The sequence below is a fragment of the Streptomyces sp. NPDC048269 genome (assembly GCF_040652395.1).
In the GTDB taxonomy this organism is placed as follows: domain Bacteria; phylum Actinomycetota; class Actinomycetes; order Streptomycetales; family Streptomycetaceae; genus Streptomyces.
This window is the reverse complement of record NZ_JBEZLW010000034.1, coordinates 1-17,435: the sequence shown is the minus strand read 5'-3', so window position 1 is coordinate 17,435 and position 17,435 is coordinate 1. Positions and strand designations below refer to the sequence as shown.

At 70.1% G+C, this 17,435-nt stretch carries 15 protein-coding genes and 1 riboswitch; of the genes, 3 read left to right on the top strand and 12 right to left on the bottom strand.

What is annotated here, in order from left to right; translation table 11 throughout:
* Positions 1–58: 58 nt before the first annotated feature.
* Positions 59–1,594, bottom strand: coding sequence for a glutamate--cysteine ligase (locus AB0D48_RS27965; protein ID WP_362402658.1), 1,536 nt, complete (start codon positions 1,592–1,594; stop codon positions 59–61).
* Between the two features lie 500 nt (positions 1,595–2,094).
* Here AB0D48_RS27965 and AB0D48_RS27960 point away from each other — a divergent pair, with 500 nt between their 5' ends.
* Both AB0D48_RS27960 and AB0D48_RS27955 read left to right on the top strand, forming a co-directional pair.
* Positions 2,095–2,715, top strand: a complete 621-nt coding sequence (locus AB0D48_RS27960) for a hypothetical protein (protein WP_362402655.1) — start codon at positions 2,095–2,097, stop codon at positions 2,713–2,715.
* Between the two features lie 261 nt (positions 2,716–2,976).
* Positions 2,977–3,174: a DUF5999 family protein gene (locus AB0D48_RS27955; RefSeq protein ID WP_328924569.1), complete on the top strand. Its 198-nt coding sequence runs from the start codon at positions 2,977–2,979 to the stop codon at positions 3,172–3,174.
* Between the two features lie 100 nt (positions 3,175–3,274).
* Here AB0D48_RS27955 and gcvP read toward each other — a convergent pair whose 3' ends face one another.
* On the bottom strand, positions 3,275–6,160 hold the full coding sequence (gene gcvP, locus AB0D48_RS27950; protein WP_362402652.1) for an aminomethyl-transferring glycine dehydrogenase: 2,886 nt from the start codon (positions 6,158–6,160) through the stop codon (positions 3,275–3,277).
* A gap of 194 nt (positions 6,161–6,354) precedes the next feature.
* A riboswitch (glycine riboswitch) is annotated at positions 6,355–6,453 on the bottom strand.
* 112 nt (positions 6,454–6,565) lie between these two features.
* Here gcvP and AB0D48_RS27945 point away from each other — a divergent pair.
* Positions 6,566–6,931 (top strand): PRC-barrel domain-containing protein, encoded by a 366-nt coding sequence (locus tag AB0D48_RS27945; protein ID WP_362402649.1) that lies wholly within the window; start codon positions 6,566–6,568, stop codon positions 6,929–6,931.
* Between the two features lie 159 nt (positions 6,932–7,090).
* Here AB0D48_RS27945 and AB0D48_RS27940 read toward each other — a convergent pair whose 3' ends face one another.
* From AB0D48_RS27940 to AB0D48_RS27895, 10 genes are all read right to left on the bottom strand, one after another.
* Entirely contained in the window at positions 7,091–8,506 is a 1,416-nt protein-coding gene (locus AB0D48_RS27940; protein ID WP_362402646.1) for a DNA polymerase IV, read from the bottom strand.
* Positions 8,507–8,659: 153 nt separating this feature from the next.
* Complete coding sequence (locus AB0D48_RS27935) at positions 8,660–9,298, bottom strand: MerR family transcriptional regulator (RefSeq protein ID WP_362402643.1); 639 nt, start codon at positions 9,296–9,298, stop codon at positions 8,660–8,662.
* 222 nt (positions 9,299–9,520) lie between these two features.
* Positions 9,521–9,994: a bifunctional nuclease family protein gene (locus AB0D48_RS27930; RefSeq protein WP_007262890.1), complete on the bottom strand. Its 474-nt coding sequence runs from the start codon at positions 9,992–9,994 to the stop codon at positions 9,521–9,523.
* A gap of 52 nt (positions 9,995–10,046) precedes the next feature.
* Entirely contained in the window at positions 10,047–10,820 is a 774-nt protein-coding gene (locus AB0D48_RS27925) for a MerR family transcriptional regulator (RefSeq protein WP_362402640.1), read from the bottom strand.
* A gap of 20 nt (positions 10,821–10,840) precedes the next feature.
* Positions 10,841–11,383: a zinc-ribbon and FHA domain-containing protein gene (locus AB0D48_RS27920; RefSeq protein WP_030303844.1), complete on the bottom strand. Its 543-nt coding sequence runs from the start codon at positions 11,381–11,383 to the stop codon at positions 10,841–10,843.
* Between the two features lie 486 nt (positions 11,384–11,869).
* Entirely contained in the window at positions 11,870–12,724 is an 855-nt protein-coding gene (locus AB0D48_RS27915) for a DUF881 domain-containing protein (RefSeq protein WP_362402636.1), read from the bottom strand.
* Positions 12,725–12,729: 5 nt separating this feature from the next.
* Positions 12,730–13,062, bottom strand: coding sequence for a small basic family protein (locus AB0D48_RS27910; protein ID WP_007262894.1), 333 nt, complete (start codon positions 13,060–13,062; stop codon positions 12,730–12,732).
* The gene (locus tag AB0D48_RS27905) at positions 13,059–13,967 is read right to left on the bottom strand and encodes a DUF881 domain-containing protein (protein WP_362402819.1); all 909 of its coding nucleotides are present in this window, start codon (positions 13,965–13,967) and stop codon (positions 13,059–13,061) included. The genes AB0D48_RS27910 and AB0D48_RS27905 overlap by 4 nt, the downstream gene beginning before the upstream one ends.
* Positions 13,968–14,081: 114 nt before the next feature.
* Positions 14,082–16,577 (bottom strand): mannose-1-phosphate guanyltransferase, encoded by a 2,496-nt coding sequence (locus AB0D48_RS27900; RefSeq protein WP_362402633.1) that lies wholly within the window; start codon positions 16,575–16,577, stop codon positions 14,082–14,084.
* Between the two features lie 99 nt (positions 16,578–16,676).
* On the bottom strand, positions 16,677–17,267 hold the full coding sequence (locus tag AB0D48_RS27895) for a CDP-alcohol phosphatidyltransferase family protein (RefSeq protein ID WP_362402631.1): 591 nt from the start codon (positions 17,265–17,267) through the stop codon (positions 16,677–16,679).
* Positions 17,268–17,435: the final 168 nt, after the last annotated feature.

Sequence of the window (17,435 nt, the reverse complement as noted above, 5' to 3'; positions counted from 1 at the left end):
CCGTCCCGTTCCGACCTCCCCATACTGCCCCTTCGGCCACGGAACGGGATCACCGGACTCAGCGCACGGCCGCGCCCGGAGCGCTCACCTCCCCCTCTCCCAGCCCCACGGGCCAGGTGTGCACGGGGTCGCCCTTGTGCATCAGCTCGCTGTAGCGCCGGGTGGTCGCGGCCAGCGCCTCGTCCCGCTCCAGCCCGGAGGCGAGCGCCCGGTGGTAGGTGTCCACCTGCCAGGTCGCCCCGTTCACCCGTCGCCGACAGCGCTCCTCGATGATGCCGAGATAGCGGTCCCGGTCCGCGGGCTCGATGCCCCACGCGTCCAGTCCGGCCGCCGCCATCGGCAGCAGCTCGTCCAGGACCAGCCGGACGGCGGGCACGCTCGCCAGCCCCCCGCCCCGGCCCCGGCGCGGCCAGCGCAGCCGCGCGTCGATCCCGTACCGGCAGGCCGCGTCGAAGTTGGCCTCCGCCTCGGCGAAGGGCAGCCGGGTCCACACCGGGCGCGGCTCGTCGGCGAGGGTGCGTACGAGTCCGTAGTAGAAGGCGGCGTTGGCGACGACGTCGGCGACCGTGGGGCCGGCCGGCAGCACCCGGTTCTCCACCCGCAGGTGCGGCACCCCGTCGGCGACCCCGTACACGGGCCGGTTCCACCGGTAGACGGTGCCGTTGTGCAGGACCAGTTCCTGCAGCCCCGGTATCCCGCCCTCGCCGAGCACGCGCAGGGGCTCCTCCTCGTCGCAGATCGGCAGCAGCGCGGGGAAGTAGCGGACGTTCTCCGCGAAGAGCTCGTACGCCGAGTCCACCCACCGCTCCCCGAACCAGGTGCGCGGCCGCACCCCCTGCGCCTGGAGCTCGGGCGGCCGGGTGTCGGTGGCCTGCGTGAACAGCGGCGGCCGGGATTCCCGCCACAGCTCACGCCCGAACAGGAAGGGGGAGTTGGCGCCGACTGCTATCTGAGCGGCCGCCACCGCCTGCGCCGCGTTCCACACGTCCGAGAACCGCGCCGGGGTCACCTGAAGGTGCAGCTGTACGGAGGTGCAGGCGGCCTCCGGGACGATCGACCCGGAGTTCCAGACCAGCCGCTCCACCCCGTCGATGTCGAGCGTGAAGTCCTCACCGCGCATCATCAGGATCTGCTCGTTCAGCAGCGAGTAGCGGTCGACCGCCGAGAGGTTGGCGGTGACCAGGTCCTCGCGGGAGATCGTCGGCAGAATACCGATCATGACCACACCGGCGTCGATCTCCGCGGCCTGCCGGTGGGCATAGCCCAGACCCGCGCCGAGTTCCTCGGCGAGCTGGTCGAATACCCGGCCGCCGAGCCGGTGCGGGAGGACGTTCACCTCCAGGTTGAACATTCCGAGTTCGGTCTGGAAATCAGGGCTCGCAATCCGCTCCAGTACCTGCGCATTCACCATTCTCGGCAAACCGTCGGCACCCGCGAGATTCAACTCGATCTCCAGCCCCATCATGTTCTTCGGACGATCGAACCTCTTCTCCGCCAGAAGCCGCTCCAGCCCCTCCAGGCACTCGTGAAGCTTCCTTCGATACCGCTGCCGATCGGACAGGTCGAATCCGCCTGCCACGACCTTCTCCCCCATCGAAGCGTCCCCTCCTCGAGTGGGCCTGGTCCCGTGCACCCAGGCACGCATGTACGGTCGATGATGCCCCGGCAGAGTGATCCATAACGCCGGGGGGCGTGCGTGGCGGGGAGCGCGCGCCGGTTTGGCCGACGGGCGCTACGGCACATTCACCTGGCAAGTTGCTTCCCGCAAATTCCGCATCGACTTTGCACGTTCCGGAAAACCGGTGCTTTTCAGCCGAGCCCCCGTCCGGTAACCTCCGAGGTCAGCGCGGCATGTCCGCGTGTATCCGACATGAATGCCACGTCAGCGGGACCGGTAAGCGCCTTGTCGGCAATAGCCGGGACAGCTAGCCGAAACACTGCGTGAACACATGTCGTATAAACTCCGCAAACGAGGCAGAGAGTTGGCGCGCGGCCATTGCCCCTCAGCCCCCCTCTGGCCCCAGAATGCGACAGCGCCGTCCGCACCGCACCTGCCCCCGTTCCACAGGTCTCCCAAGTGAGAGGCGACCCACCATGCCGCTGCATGTCCCTCCGGCTCCCGCGCCCGCCGTCCGCTGCGTCCTCGCGGCTCTCGGCTCCCCCACCGCAGTCCACGAGGCGCACACTCCCGCCCTGCGCGCGATCCAGGGGCCGATGACCCCCGAACTCCCGCTTCCGGTGCACGTCCTCGACCGGCTGGACGGCTCGAACCCGGCGGCGGGCGGCAGGCCGCCCCGTACCCGCCTGACCGGCTGGCGGTTCCTGATCCGCAGCGGGGACCGGTACGTCGCGGCGGCCGACACCCGGCTGACACCGGACGGCTGGGCCTTCTCCCACTTCTTCGAGGGCCCCTACGTGGCAGCCACCGAACGCGCGCTGCGCCAGGCCGAGTCGCTCGCCACGGCGTACCAGCCCCGGCTGCTGTCCGTGCCGGAGCTGTACATGCTGACCCTGTGGCTGCACGGCGCCGTGGGCGCCGACGCGTCCGCCGGGCTGCCCGCCGGCGAGGATCTGCTGGTGCCGCTGGCCCCGGCCCCGCCCGGCATCGCCGCGTACCGGCCGCATCCGGTCTCCGAGCTGCTGCCCGTGATGACCCACCGGCTCACCCCGGCGACGGCGCCGGTCCCGCCCTCGCTGGCCGCACCCGCCGCCTGACCCGAGTGACCCATTCGGCCTAGCCCGGTCGGGCCACCGGCGAACCATCCGAAATGACGGGGGAGTTGGCCTGAACCGCCCGCACGAGTGATGCGTCATCAATCTATGAGGACAGCTGGCGGGAAATGCCTGCGAAGCGGCTGTCGTGGGGGAAGACTGATGACAAGCTCCCCGCGGGTGCGGGGATGACCCAGGGGGACGGCCATGAACCACGTATCGAGCCGTAGCACGCAGACCACACCGCAGCGAAAGAACGCATCCATGTGCCAGCACCAGCCAGCCTGCCCGTCAGCCGAATCCGCCGACCGGGAGGCCGCACTCCCGGTGGCCAACCACCCGGAACAGGGCTGGAGCCTGCTGTGCAACGGCGTCCTGCTCTTCGAGGACACCGGCGAGCTGCTGCCGGACGGCCAGATCATCGCCCCGCACCGCCCGCTCGCGGGGGCACAGGCGGCCTAGCCGACGGAGCGACCACACGGAGCGACGGCCGGGAACGACCGGGCGACGACGAAGGGGCCGGTCCGGGAGGGTTCTCCCGGACCGGCCCCTTGTCCGTGGCTCAGTGGTCGTACTCGTCCAGCGGCGGGCAGGAGCAGACCAGGTTACGGTCGCCGAAGGCGCCGTCGATCCGGCGCACCGGCGGCCAGTACTTCTCGGCGGCCGTGACGCCACCGGGGAAGACCGCCTCGTCACGGGTGTACGGGTGGTTCCACTCGCCGCCCAGCGCCGCCGCGGTGTGCGGGGAGTTGGCCAGCGGGTTGTCGTCCACCGGCCACTCGCCGGCCGCGACCCGCTCGATCTCGCCGCGGATGGCGATCATCGCGTCGCAGAAGCGGTCGATCTCGGCGAGGTCCTCGGATTCCGTCGGCTCGATCATCAGCGTGCCGGCGACCGGGAAGGACATCGTCGGCGCGTGGAAGCCGTAGTCGATCAGACGCTTGGCGATGTCGTCCACGCTCACGCCCGTCGCCTTCGACAGGGGGCGCAGGTCGATGATGCACTCGTGCGCGACCAGGTTGCCCGGCCCGGTGTAGAGCACCGGGTAGTGCGGCTCCAGGCGCTTGGCGATGTAGTTGGCGCCGAGCACCGCCACCTGGGTGGCGCGCTTGAGGCCCTCTCCGCCCATGAGCCGCACGTACGACCACGAGATCGGCAGGATGCCCGCCGAGCCCCACGGCGCGGCCGAGATCGGGCCGACGCCCGTCTCGGGACCGGCGGTCGGCTGCAGCGGGTGGTTCGGCAGGTACGGGGCCAGGTGCGCCCGGACGCCGACCGGGCCGACGCCCGGGCCGCCGCCGCCGTGCGGGATGCAGAAGGTCTTGTGCAGGTTCAGGTGCGAGACGTCGCCGCCGAAGTGACCCGGCTTGGCCAGGCCCACCAGGGCGTTGAGGTTGGCGCCGTCCACGTAGACCTGGCCGCCGGCCTCGTGCACCTGCGCGCAGATGTCGGCGACGTGCTCCTCGAACACACCGTGCGTGGAGGGGTACGTGATCATCAGAACGGCGAGCTCGTCGCGGTACTGCTCGATCTTGGCGCGCAGGTCGGCCGCGTCCACCTCGCCGTCGTCGGCGGTCTTGACGACGACGACCTTCATGCCGGCCATCACGGCGCTGGCCGCGTTGGTGCCGTGCGCGGAGGACGGGATGAGGCAGACGGTGCGCTGCTCGTCGCCGTTCGCGCGGTGGTAGGCGCGCACGGCCAGCAGACCGGCCAGCTCACCCTGGGACCCGGCGTTGGGCTGGATGGAGACCTTGTCGTAGCCGGTGACCTCGCAGAGACGTTCCTCCAGCTCGGTGATGAGCGTGAGGTAGCCCTCCGCCTGCTCGACCGGGGCGAACGGGTGCAGCTGGCCGAACTCGGGCCAGGTCACCGGCTCCATCTCGGTGGTCGCGTTGAGCTTCATGGTGCAGGAGCCCAGCGGGATCATGCCGCGGTCCAGCGCGTAGTCCTTGTCCGAGAGCTTGCGCAGGTAGCGCAGCATCGCGGTCTCGGACCGGTGCTGGTGGAAGACCGGGTGCGTCAGGTAGTCGTCCGAGCGCAGCAGCCCCTCGGGCAGGGTGTCGGCCGTGGTCTCGTCCAGCGCCTCGATGTCCGCGGTGACGCCGAAGGCGGCCCAGACGGCCTCGATGTCCGCGCGCAGGGTGGTCTCGTCGCAGGCGACGGAGACGTGGTCGGCGTCGGCCCGGTACAGGTTGACCCCACCCTCGCGGGCGGCGGCGACGATCTCGGCCGCGCGGCCCGGTACCCGGGCCGTGACCGTGTCGAAGTAGGCGCCGTGCACGATCTCCACGCCACCGGCCCGCAGACCCGCGGCGAGCAGGGCGGCATAGCGGTGGGTGCGGCGGGCGATCGTCCGCAGGCCGTCCGGGCCGTGGTAGACGGCGTACATGGCAGCCATGACGGCCAGCAGCACCTGCGCGGTGCAGATGTTGCTGGTGGCCTTCTCGCGGCGGATGTGCTGCTCACGGGTCTGCAGCGCCAGGCGGTACGCCTTGTTGCCGTCCGCGTCCACGGAGACGCCGACGAGGCGGCCCGGCAGCGAGCGCGCGTGCTTGGCCTGGACGGCCATGTAACCGGCGTGCGGTCCGCCGAAGCCCATCGGGACGCCGAAGCGCTGCGTGGTGCCGACGGCGATGTCCGCGCCGAGCTCGCCCGGGGACGTCAGCAGGGTCAGGGCGAGCAGGTCGGCCGAGACGGTGACGATGGCACCGAGCTCGTGCGCCTGCTCGATGAGCGGCTTGATCTCCCGTACGGCACCGGAGGCGCCCGGGTACTGGATCAGCACGCCGAAGACGCCGCGCTCGGCGATCTCGGCCGGGATGCCGTCCGACAGGTCCGCGACGACGACCTCGACGCCCGTGGGCTCGGCGCGGGTCTCGATCACGGCGATGGTCTGCGGCAGCGCGTCGGCGTCGATCAGGAAGACGCCGTCCTTGACCTTGCCCACGCGCCGGGCGAGGGACATGGCCTCGGCGGCCGCGGTGCCCTCGTCGAGCAGCGAGGCACCCGAGGTCGGCAGCCCGGTCAGGTCGGCGACGACGGTCTGGAAGTTCAGCAGCGCTTCGAGACGGCCCTGCGAGATCTCCGGCTGGTACGGGGTGTACGCCGTGTACCAGGCCGGGTTCTCCATGACGTTGCGCAGGATCACCGGCGGCGTGAAGGTCCCGTAGTAGCCGAGACCGATCATCGACGAGAGGACCTGGTTGCGGTCGGCGAGCGAACGCAGCTCGGCCAGCACCTCGGCCTCGGTCCGCGCGTCGGGAAGGTTCAGCGCTTCGGCGGTCTTGATGACATCCGGCACCGCGGCGGCGGTCAGTTCGTCCAGGGAGCCGTAGCCCACCTGGGCGAGCATCTTCGCCTGCGCCTCGGCATCCGGGCCGATGTGGCGCTGCTCGAAGGGGATGCCTCGCTCCAGCTGGGAGAGCGGAATGCGGTTGGCGGTCATGTACGGAGGCCTCCTGGTCGTATGACCTGCGAGGGGCACCACGGCGCGGGCACCCGGACGGCCTCCCCCTCTGTCATCTCAACCTGAGAGTTTCACCGGCCGCTCAAGGATCACTTGAGTGCCGGCTTTCACCGTCGGTGAGGAGAGGAACCGGCACTGCGCGCCCGGTACCCGCCCCTGCTTTCCAGAGTGGCCTCGTCCGTGCGGTACGTATGCCTGAGAGATTCCGGGGAGGATTTGCTCCTTCGGCGCCTCCGTCACGCTCACTCGGAGGACTCTCCCGCACAGGGTCGACAGCCATCACCCAGCCTACCAGCGAGGATCTGGACACTCCCCGAGTGGCCTCAGGTCGCGAAATGCCCTTCTGTAGTCATTACGGAGGAGTTGCGACCATTTGGAGGGACCGTGCAGACCGACATCGATCCGCGCAGCCTGATCGGCCGCAAGGCGTTCGACCGCAACGGCACCAAGATCGGCACCATTGACGAGGTCTACCTCGACGACGCCACCGGGGTCCCGGAATGGGCCGCTGTGCGTACGGGTCTGTTCAGCCGCGACGCCTTCGTCCCGCTGGAGCCCAGCGAGCTCGTGGGCGACACCCTGCGGGTGCCCTTCGACCGCTCCCTGATCAAGGACGCCCCGGATTTCGGAGTCGGCCGCCACCTCTCCCCGGAACAGGAACTCCAGCTCTACCACCACTACGGCCTGGACGTGACCCTGCCCACTGACTTCCAGCGCGACTTCGGCCACCTGGCGGGCGACGAGGGCTGAGGACTGTCCCGCAATCCCCGGCGGGCCCGCGCACGGCATCGGACGCGGTGCGCGCAAGGCTGAGGGGCGCCCCGGTACTGGACGCATTCGGGCGTTCCGACAACGCCGCGGGGTGCCGTAGCCGGCGTCGTGCGCCCGCAGGGGATTGCGGGACAGTCCTCAGCTCTGCTCCGCCGTCCGCTCCTCCTCCCCCACCAGCGGCAGCGGGTCGGACGGCTCCAGCTCGGGGTCGTCCACCCGGAAGGTCCGCACCCGCCCGGGCTCCGATCCGGGCTGCTCGAACCGTACGGTCACCCGCCCGACCCCGCTGCCCTGCACCCACCCGGGCCCGTACACGGCGTGCCGTACGTCGCTCCCGGCCGCCCAGCGCCGCTCAGGGGCGGGCTCCGGCTCCCCGGACGGCTCCACGCCCTCCGGGGTCCCTGCAGCCCCATCCGGCCCAGCGGCCGCCCCTCTCTCACCGGCCTCCACGGACTCCCCCGGCTCACCGAGCGGCTCGACGGCCAGCGACTGGGCGAACAGATCCTCCTGCGTGTAGTCCGCCAGCCCGGTCACGCCCACCCCGAGCAGCCGCACCCCGCCCGTGGTGTCCACGCCCTCCAGCAGCCTCGCCGCGGCCTCACGCACCACCGCGGGGTCGTCCGTGGGCCCCCGCAGCGTCTCGGACCGCGTCAGCGTCGAGAAGTCGTACCGGCGGACCTTCAGCACGATCGTGCGCCCCGAATGCCCGGACGCCCGCAACCGCTGCACGCACCGGTCGGCGAGCCGCTGCACCTCGGTCCGGATCCGCACCCGGTCGTGCAGGTCCACGTCGAAGGTGTCCTCCACCGACACCGATTTCGCGTCCCGCTCCGCGACCACCGGCCGGTCGTCCAGTCCCAGCGCCATCCGGTACAGGCCCACCCCGTGCGCGCGCCCGACCATCCGGACCAGCTCGTCCTCCCCGGCCTCCACCAGGTCCCCCACCGTGGTGATCCCGGCCCGGCGCAGGTGCTCGCCGGTGGCCGGCCCCACCCCGGGCAGGGTCCGCACCGACATGGGCGCGAGGAGCTCCCGCTCCGTCCCCGGCTCGATCAGCAGCAGACCCGCCGGCTTGGCCTCCTCGGACGCCACTTTGGCCAGCATCTTCGATCCGGCCAGCCCCACCGAACCGCTGAGCCCCGTGGCGGCCCGGATGTCCGCCCGCAGCCGCTCCCCCGCAGCACGGGCGCTCGGCCCGTCAAAGGCGACACCGCCCGCCTCCAGGTCCACGAAGGCCTCGTCGAGGCTGAGCGGCTCCACGAGCGGCGACAGCTCCCGCAGCAGGGCCATCACGATGTCGCTGACCTCGCGGTAGAGGCTGAAGCGCGGGATCAGACAGGCGCCGTTCGGGCAGAGCCGCCGCGCCTGCGCCATCGGCATCGCCGAATGCACCCCGAACCGCCTGGCCTCGTACGAGGCGGTGGCGACGACTCCTCGGGGCCCGAGGCCGCCCACGATGACGGCCTTGCCCCGCAGGCTCGGCTTCGACGCCTGCTCGACGGAGGCGTAGAAGGCATCCATGTCCAGATGCAGAATGGTCGGCGCGGCTCTCACAGCTCGATGCTGCCCTACGCCTCTGACAACGGGTCCGGCGACATCGGGCCCGGAGGTACCGGGCTCGGTCGTACCGGGCTCGGTCGTATCGGGCCCGCTCGTCCCGGGCCCGGTGGCATCGGGCTCCGTCCGCCCGGGTTCACACGGCCCGGGTCACACGGCCCGGTTGCGGCGGGCGGCGAGTTCGTCCGCCGGGTTGTGACCGACCAGGGTCTCGCCGGTGTCCACCCGCTCCCCGTGCAGCTGCGACAGCGCTTTCTCCACGTCGCGCCACACCACGCCCACGGCGATCCCGAAGATGCCCTGCCCGCCCTGGAGCAGGCTCACGACCTGGTCCGGCGAGGTGCACTCGTACACGGTGGCGCCGTCACTCATCAGCGTCATCCGCTCCAGGTCCGAGAACCCGCGGTCACGCAGGTGCTGCACGGCCGTGCGGATGTTCTGCAGCGCGACCCCGGTGTCCAGGAAACGCTTGACGATCTTGAGGACGACCACGTCCCGGAAGCTGTACAGCCGCTGCGTCCCCGACCCGTACGCGGGCCGCACGCTCGGCTCCACCAGCCCGGTCCGCGCCCAGTAGTCGAGCTGCCGATAGGTGATGCCGGCCGCGGCACACGCCGTCGGCCCTCGATAGCCGATCTGCTCGGGCGCCGGGTCGCCGCCCACCGGTCCGACCGGCGTCGACTCCGGCTGACGGCGCGCGGACCCCGCCGCACCGCCGTGCAGCGGGTACGGTCCACCGTCACTCCGTGCGGGGATGCCCCCGGTCGTACCGTCGCCCGTGATCCTCACGCCGACCCTCCGTCCTTGACCTGCCACCTTGAAGGTAGGCAGTCACCAGGGGTGCGTCAACGATCGCCACACTCGGCACGCCGAGTGATAATCACCCTGAGAGTGGTTTCCCGTATCCGATTGCGGGGAAAGGCTACTCGAATGGGCTGTTACTTCCCCGTGGACGACGCGGCCGACGCGTCACCGCGGGCCGGTGAGGCGTCACTGCGGGCCGGTGAGGCGTCACTGCGGGCCGGTACCGAAGTCCTCGGGCGAGATCTGGTCGAGGAACTCGCGGAACTTCTCCACCTCGTCCTCCTGCTCGTCCGGAATCGCGATCCCGGCGTCGTCGAGCACGCCGTCACTGCCGTAGATCGGCGTCCCCGTGCGCAGGGCGAGCGCTATGGCGTCGGAGGGCCTCGCGCTCACCTCGACCCCGCTGGCGAAGACAAGCTCCGCGTAGAAGACGCCCTCCCGCAGATCCGTGATCCGGACCTCGGTGAGCTCCTCGCCGACCGCCTCCAGCACGTCCTTGAACAGGTCGTGCGTCAGCGGACGGGCAGGGGCCATTCCCTGCTGCGCGAAGGCAATGGCGGTCGCCTCCCCAGGACCGATCCAGATGGGGAGGTACCGGTCGCCTCCCACTTCACGCAGGAGCACGATCGGTTGGTTGGAGGGCATTTCCACCCGGACACCCACAACGTCGAGCTCGTTCACACAGCAACCCTAGGACCTGCTCGGCAGGTTTGGGTAGTCGGGGCCCCCTCGGTCACTGGAGCCGGACCCCGAGGGCGGTCTGTACCAACGCCTCGTGGAGCCTCACGGAGAGCCCCGCGAGCTCCTTCGTCGTGGCCTCCGCGTGCGCCCTGGTCTGGGGATTGCGGTGCCGCCTCAGCGGCGCCACGACCTGCTCGATCAGGCCCGCCTCCCGGTCCGCGGCGGCCTTCATCGCGCGCAGGTGCCGCGGCTCCAGCCCGAACCGCCCCAGATCGGCCACCAGCCGGGCCACGGTGACCGCCTCGGCGTCGAATCCCCCACCGGGTGCCTCGGCGAGCAGCCCGTACGACTCCCACTCGACGAGTTGGACCTCGTCCACCTCGGCGGCCGCGATCAGCTCCGCCCGGCCGACCCGGGCCACGGTGGGCCGCTCACGGCCCACCTCGCCGTACACGGCAGCGGGGCCGGCGGGATCGACGGATTCCCCGTGCGGCGTGGGCCCCGGGATGCGGATCTGCTCCCCGCGCGCCAGCGCGTCGAGCTGCTCGCGGATGACCTTCAGCGGCAGGTAGTGGTCGCGCTGCAGCCGCAGGATGCGCGCCAGCCGCTCCACGTCCTCCGTACTGAACTTGCGATATCCGGAAGGTGTGCGTCTGGGCTCGACGAGCCCCTCCGCCTCCAGGAAACGAATCTTCGAGATCGTGACTTCGGGGAACTCGTCACGCAGCGTGGTGAGCACCGTGCCGATGCTCACCAGCCGCCCGTCCGAGCCGGAGGTTCCGGCGGTGCCGTTCTTCGCGGCACCGCCGGTCGGGGTACGCAGCAATGGAACCTTCCCTTGAGAGGTCAGACGCCCCGCAGGCTCGCGTAGAAGACCAGCCGGTACTTGCCGATCTGCACCTCGTCGCCGTTGTGCAGCGCGACGGAGTCGATCGGCTCACGGTTCACGTACGTGCCGTTGAGGCTGCCGACATCGGCGACGGTGAAGCCGCCTTCCTGGCTCCTGCGGAATTCGACATGGCGCCGGGAGACGGTGACGTCGTCCAGGAAGATGTCGCTCTGCGGGTGCCGGCCTGCCGTGGTCAGCTCGCCGTCCAGCAGGAAGCGGCTACCGGAGTTGGGGCCGCGCCGCACGATGAGCAGGGCGGAACCGGGGGGCAGCGCTTCCACCGCGGCCTGAGCCTCGGGGGACAGCGAGGACGACACGTGCTGTTGTCCCGACACCTCGGCCTCGTAGGCCTCGAGGCCCGAGATCGAGATGGTGGACGTGGTCTCCGAGGCACGCTCCGGCGTCAGACCCGCCCGCAGCGGCGCGCCGCAGTTGGAGCAGAACCGGCTGGCCGCATCGCTGCGGTGTCCGCACCTGCTGCAAACCTGCTCGGCCGACATGGACGGCTCCTCGCGCCGCGGCTGCCCCGCGGAGGCACTGGTGGCATACGGGTCGGGGGCAAACCCTCCACCCGCACTTGAGGTTGACGGTTCACCGAAACCTATGCGGCCGGTACCGGCAGGGTCAACGGACGACGCGCCGTGGGCGCCCGAAATGTCACCCGCGCCCGGGACCTCGTCACGGAAGAGCGGCCGGTCGCCCTGCCCCTCCGCCTCACCGCGGTCGGCACGGTGACGTGCCGCACCGCTTTCCTCACGGTTCTTCTTGCCGAACAACTTCTCAAACAACTTCACGGGCGATTCCCCTTGACCGAAACAGACCCGCCCGTGGGGCAGGACGAACTCCGAATGCAACACCTGCCGACCCGGACATTCTCACAACGTCCGTAACCACCAGACAGTTTCCACCACACACCGCGACTTCTGTGCGCCGACCCCCCGCAGGCCTCCGCCCGCGTGAGCCGGTCCACCCTCCGCTCCGCATCATCACGATGACGACCGAGCGTAGTCAGGCTGCTTCGCAGCCCGCAAGGCATCCACAACGATCTTCGCCGACCGTGTGACGGCGACGGTCGCCTGTTCCTTCTCCAGCGTCTGGACGACACCGCCGGGAATGTTGAGCGCGGGCTCCAGATCCTGCGGCTTGCCGATCACCCTGAACTCGTAGGGCTGTGTGATCTTCTTACCGTCGATCCCGACCCCACCGTTCTCGTCCGAGAAGTACGAGCCCGCCACCACGCGCACACCGTTGATCTGGATCGCCTCGGCCCCGGCCGCCCGCAGCTCCTGAAGCGTGTCCAGCAACTGGTCGGACCGCACCTGGCCCTTGGGATCGGCGATCTTCAACGTGATACCGGGCCCCTGAGCTGCCACCGTACCGGCCAGGATGCCGAGTTGGCGCTCCTTCTCCACCGTCTGCTTCCGGGCCTCCTCGGCCTGGTTGGAACTGCTCTCCAGCTCCTTGCGCTGGTCCTCCAGCCGCTGCTTCTCGTCCTCCAGGCGCTTGGTCCGTCCGTCGAGCTCGTCGAGGATCCGTACGAGGTCCTCCTGGCGGGCCCCTCGAAGCGCGCTGGAGTCGCTGTTCGACCGCACCTGGATGGCCAGCCCCAGGCCCAGGACGAACAGCAGCAGCGCGACGATCAGTTGTGCCCTGCTCACCCGCGGCGGCCACAGCCCGGCCGCGAGCCGCTGCCGGCCCGTCTCCTGAGGCTCGGGCTGCGCGGGCTCGGGCTGCGCGGACGGCTCGGGCTGCGCGGGCGGGACCGGGGGCGTGGGAGCGTCGGGCCTCTCGGACCCCCCGGATCCCTCGGAGCGCTCCGGCGGAGTGTCGTTCGTACTCATCGGCCTCACGCCCTGAAGACGTGCCGGCGGATGGCCGCGGCGTTGGAGAAGATGCGGATGCCGAGGACCACCACCACGCCCGTGGACAGCTGCGAGCCGACCCCCAGCTTGTCGCCGAGGAAGACGATCAGCGCGGCCACGACCACGTTCGACAGGAACGACACCACGAAGACCTTGTCCACGAAGATGCCGTCCAGCATCGCGCGCAGACCGCCGAAGACCGCGTCCAGCGCCGCCACCACGGCGATCGGCAGATAAGGCTCCACCACGGCCGGTACTTCGGGCCGGACCAGAAGTCCGACCACCACTCCGGCCAAGAGGCCCAGTACCGCGATCACGATGCACCCTTCTGCTGCTCTGCTGCTGTAGCCGTACGTACGGTCAGGCTCGACGCGGCCGGCAGCCGCACCTCGTCCTGGGGGGCCAGCGAGTACCGGATCCCGTAGTTCTCCTGCAGCACGTGCAGGTACTGGCCGTCCGCCGAGTCCTGGAAGGCGGTGCCGAGCCGCTTCTTGTCCCCCACCGCCAGCACCTCGTACGGCGGCACGAGCGGCCTGTTGTCGACCAGTATCGCGTCACCCGCGGCCCTGATCGCCGACAGCGCCGTCAGCCGCTGCCCGTTGATGGAGACGGCCTCCGCCCCGGACTGCCACAGCCCGTTGACGATCTTCTGCATGTCGCGGTCGCGGAGCCGTCCGGTGTCCGAGAAACCGGCGCTCTCACGCGGTCCCCCACCGTCGCCCGACGAGGCGCCCTTGGCGTCGTCCACGACCAGTCTGATCCCGGGGCCGCGCACTTCCGTGGCACCGGACAGCAGCGCGACGAGTTCACCCTGGCCCCCGCCGGGCTGCTTGAGCGCGGCGCGCTGGCGGTCGGCGACATCGGCCCGCAGACGCTCGATGTCCCGCTCCAGGCCGTGCGCGCGGTCATCGGCCCGCTCCACGCGGTCGATCAGTTCCTGACGCTCCTTGGCCAGTACCGGCGCGGCCAGTCGCGCCTCGGCAGCACCGAGCGTGACGACCATGGCGGCGAGCACGAGCCCGGCGGCGAGCGCCAGTTTGGCCTTGAGGGTGCGCGGGAGTCCCGCCGTACCGTCCGCCTCACGCCGGGCCGATGCCTCCGCGTAGCCCTCGTCGAGCCCGTGGTCCATCACGTGCGTCAGCAGCGACATGGAGGCGTCCGGGCGCGCGGGCGCAAGAGACGCCGAACTCCGGTTGTGGGGCGGCTGCGACATGCCGCACATCGTCGCATGTCGGCGCCGCACACACCGAATGCACCTGTCCCGCGGGCCCGGGCGGGAAATTCTCCCCACCCGGGCCCGCGGGACTTCCGTCACGTGCGGATCACCGCACGGCACTCAGTGCCCGGCACCGTCCACGACGCCCGCCCACTCGTCGAGCAGGGCCTGCGCCGAGGCGGCGTCGGGGCCTTCGGCCCACAGATGGGTGACGGCCTCGGCCGGGTCCGGCAGGACCAGCGCCCACCGTCCGTCGGCCTCCACGACCCGCACGCCGTCGGTGGTGTCCACCTGCCGCTCGCCCGCGGCTTCCACGACCCTGCGCATCACGAGTCCCTTGACCGCCCACGGCGTCGGCACGTCCCGCTTGAGCACGTGGGCCCGCGGGATCCGCGCGTCGATCTGGCTCAGGGTGAGCTGCGTCCGCGCCACCAGCCCGAGCAGCTGCACGAACGCCGCCGAACCGTCGAAGACGCTGCTGAACTCCGGAACGATGAACCCGCCACGCCCGTCACCGCCGAAGATGGTGTTCTCCGCACGGCCCACCCGGGTCAGGTCGTCGGGCGAGGTCGTCGTCCACTCCACCTGCGTGCCGTGGTACGCCGCCACCTGCTCGGCGACACGCGTCGTGGTCACCGGCAGCGCGACCTTGCCGCTGCGCTTCTCCGCGGCCACCAGGTCGAGCATCACCAGCAGCGCCCGGTCGTCCTCGATGATCCGCCCGCGCTCGTCCACCAGGGAGATCCGTTCGCCCACCGGGTCGAAGCGCACGCCGAAGGCGGCCCGCGCCGATGCCACGATCTCGCCGAGCCGCACCAGCCCGGCGCGACGGGAGTCGCTGGTCTCCGTCGGCCTGGTCTCGTCGAGCCCGGGGTTGATCGTCAGCGCGTCCACTCCGAGCCGGCCGAGCAGGCTCGGCAGAACGAGCCCGGCGCTGCCGTTGGAGGCGTCCACGACCACCTTGAGCCCGGCGTCGCCGATCCCGGTGGTGTCGACCCGCCGCAGCAGCGAACCCGTGTAGGCGTCGAAGACGCTGCCCGGGAACTGCAGGTCACCGATCTCTCCGGGGAACGCCCGCCGGTACTCCTGGCGCGCGTACACCCGGTCGAGCTTGCGCTGTCCCTGGAGCGAGAGGTCCGCCCCGCGTTCGTCCAGGAACATGATGTCCACGGAGTCCGGCACACCCGGCGAGGTCCGCAGCACGATCCCGCCCGCGCTGCCGCGTGCGGTCTGCTGCCGCGCGACGGGCAGCGGCACGTTCTCCAGGTCGCGGACGTTGATGGCGCTGGCCTGGAGCGCCGAGATCACGGCCCGCTTGAGCGCTCTGGCGCCTCGGGAGTGGTCGCGGGCGGTGGTGACCGTCGCGCCCTTCTTCAGGGTCGTCGCGTATGCCCCCGCGAGGCGGACGACGAGCTCGGGGGTGATCTCCACGTTCAGGATCCCGGTGACTCCACGCGCACCGAACAGATGTGCCTGTCCGCGGGATTCCCAGATCACCGACGTGTTGACGAAGGCGCCCGCCTCGATCGTCTTGAACGGGTAGACCCGCACGTTGCCCTGGACGATCGATTCCTCACCGACGAGGCATTCGTCGCCGATGACCGCGCCGTCCTCGATCCGCGCGGACCGCATGATGTCGGTGTTCTTGCCGATGACACAGCCGCGGAGATTGCTGTGGGGTCCGAGGTACACGTTGTCGTGGACGACGGCTTTGTGCAGGAAGGCCCCGCTCTTGACGACGACGTTCGACCCGACGACCGTGTGCTCGCGGATCTCGACGCCCGCCTCGACCTTGGCGTAGTCCCCGATGTACAGCGGCCCGCGCAGCACCGCGTCCGGGCTCACCTCGGCCCCTTCGGCGATCCACACGCCGGGCGAGATCTCGAAGCCGTCCATCTCGACCTGGACCTTGCCTTCGAGCACGTCGGCCTGGGCCTTGACGTAGCTCTCGTGGGTGCCCACGTCCTCCCAGTAGCCCTCGGCCACATAGCCGTAGATCGGCCGGCCTTCCTTCATCAGCTGCGGGAAGACGTCGCCGGACCAGTCCACCGAGACGTCCGGGTCCACGTAGTCGAAGATTTCCGGCTCCATCACGTAGATGCCGGTGTTGATGGTGTCCGAGAACACCTGGCCCCAGGTCGGCTTCTCGAGGAAGCGCTCGACCTTGCCTTCCTCGTCCACGATGGTGATGCCGAATTCCAGCGGGTTGGGCACCCGGGTCAGGCAGACCGTGACGAGGCCGCCTTTTTCCTTGTGGAACCTGATGAGATCAGTGAGGTCGAAGTCGGTGAGCGCGTCGCCGGAGATCACGAGGAACGTGTCGTCCTTCAAGGCCTCCTCGGCATTCTTCACGCTGCCGGCGGTCCCGAGTGGCTTCTCCTCGTTGGCATAGGTGAGCTCCATTCCGAGCTCTTCGCCGTCACCGAAGTAATTCTTGACGAGCGACGCCAGGAACTGCACGGTGACCACGGTCTCGCTGAGCCCATGCCGCTTGAGCAGCCTGAGCACATGCTCCATGATCGGCCGGTTGACCACCGGCAGGAGCGGCTTGGGCATGCTTGAGGTCATGGGGCGAAGGCGGGTGCCTTCACCACCGGCCATCACGACGGCCTTCATGTCGGAAGAGTCCTCCTTGAGAGACGACGTTCTCGCCGACCTCACCCGGCTCGGACGGTGACTCCGCTACTCCTCCGCGTCATCAGGCGCCGAGTGAGCTCAATCGGCCGTGGCGTCCGCCTTGACCAGCCGACGGACCTGCACCACGTACAGCACTCCTGCCCACCAATACAGGGTTGTACCCCATCCCGCGAACGCCCAGCCGAAAACTGCCCCCGTCCAGGCCAACCAGCCCGTGCCATCGCTGAGGAGCAGCAAGGGGAACGCGTACATCAAATTGAAGGTGGCGGCCTTGCCGAGGAAGTTCACCTGCGGCGGGGGGTAGCCGTGGCGGCGCAGGATCCACACCATGACCAGCAGCATCAGCTCACGTGCCAGCAGGGCGCCGGTGAGCCACAGGGGCAGGATCTCGCGATAGGTCAGACCGAACAGCGTCGACAGGATGTACAGCCGGTCCGCGGCCGGGTCCAGCAGCCGGCCGAGGTTGCTGATCTGGTTCCAGCGCCGCGCGAGCTTCCCGTCGAGGTAGTCGCTGACCCCGCTGAGCATGAGGACGGCCAGGGCCCACCCGTCGTGCTCCGCCAGGATCAGCCACAGGAACAGGGGTACGCCGGCCAGGCGAGCCATGCTCAGGATGTTCGGAATCGTGAAAATTCGGTCAGTCTGAACCCGAGTCTCCTGGACCTCCACCCGGGGGCCTCCACTGTGGCTGTAGAAATGTCGAACGATGCACTCTGACCCTACAGGAGTCCGCACACGTGTCCTGAACGCAGAAAAGCCCCGCACCGGACCCCGAAGGGTCTGGTGCGGGGCTTCCGCAATGATTGTTCGGCGGCGTCCTACTCTCCCACAGGGTCC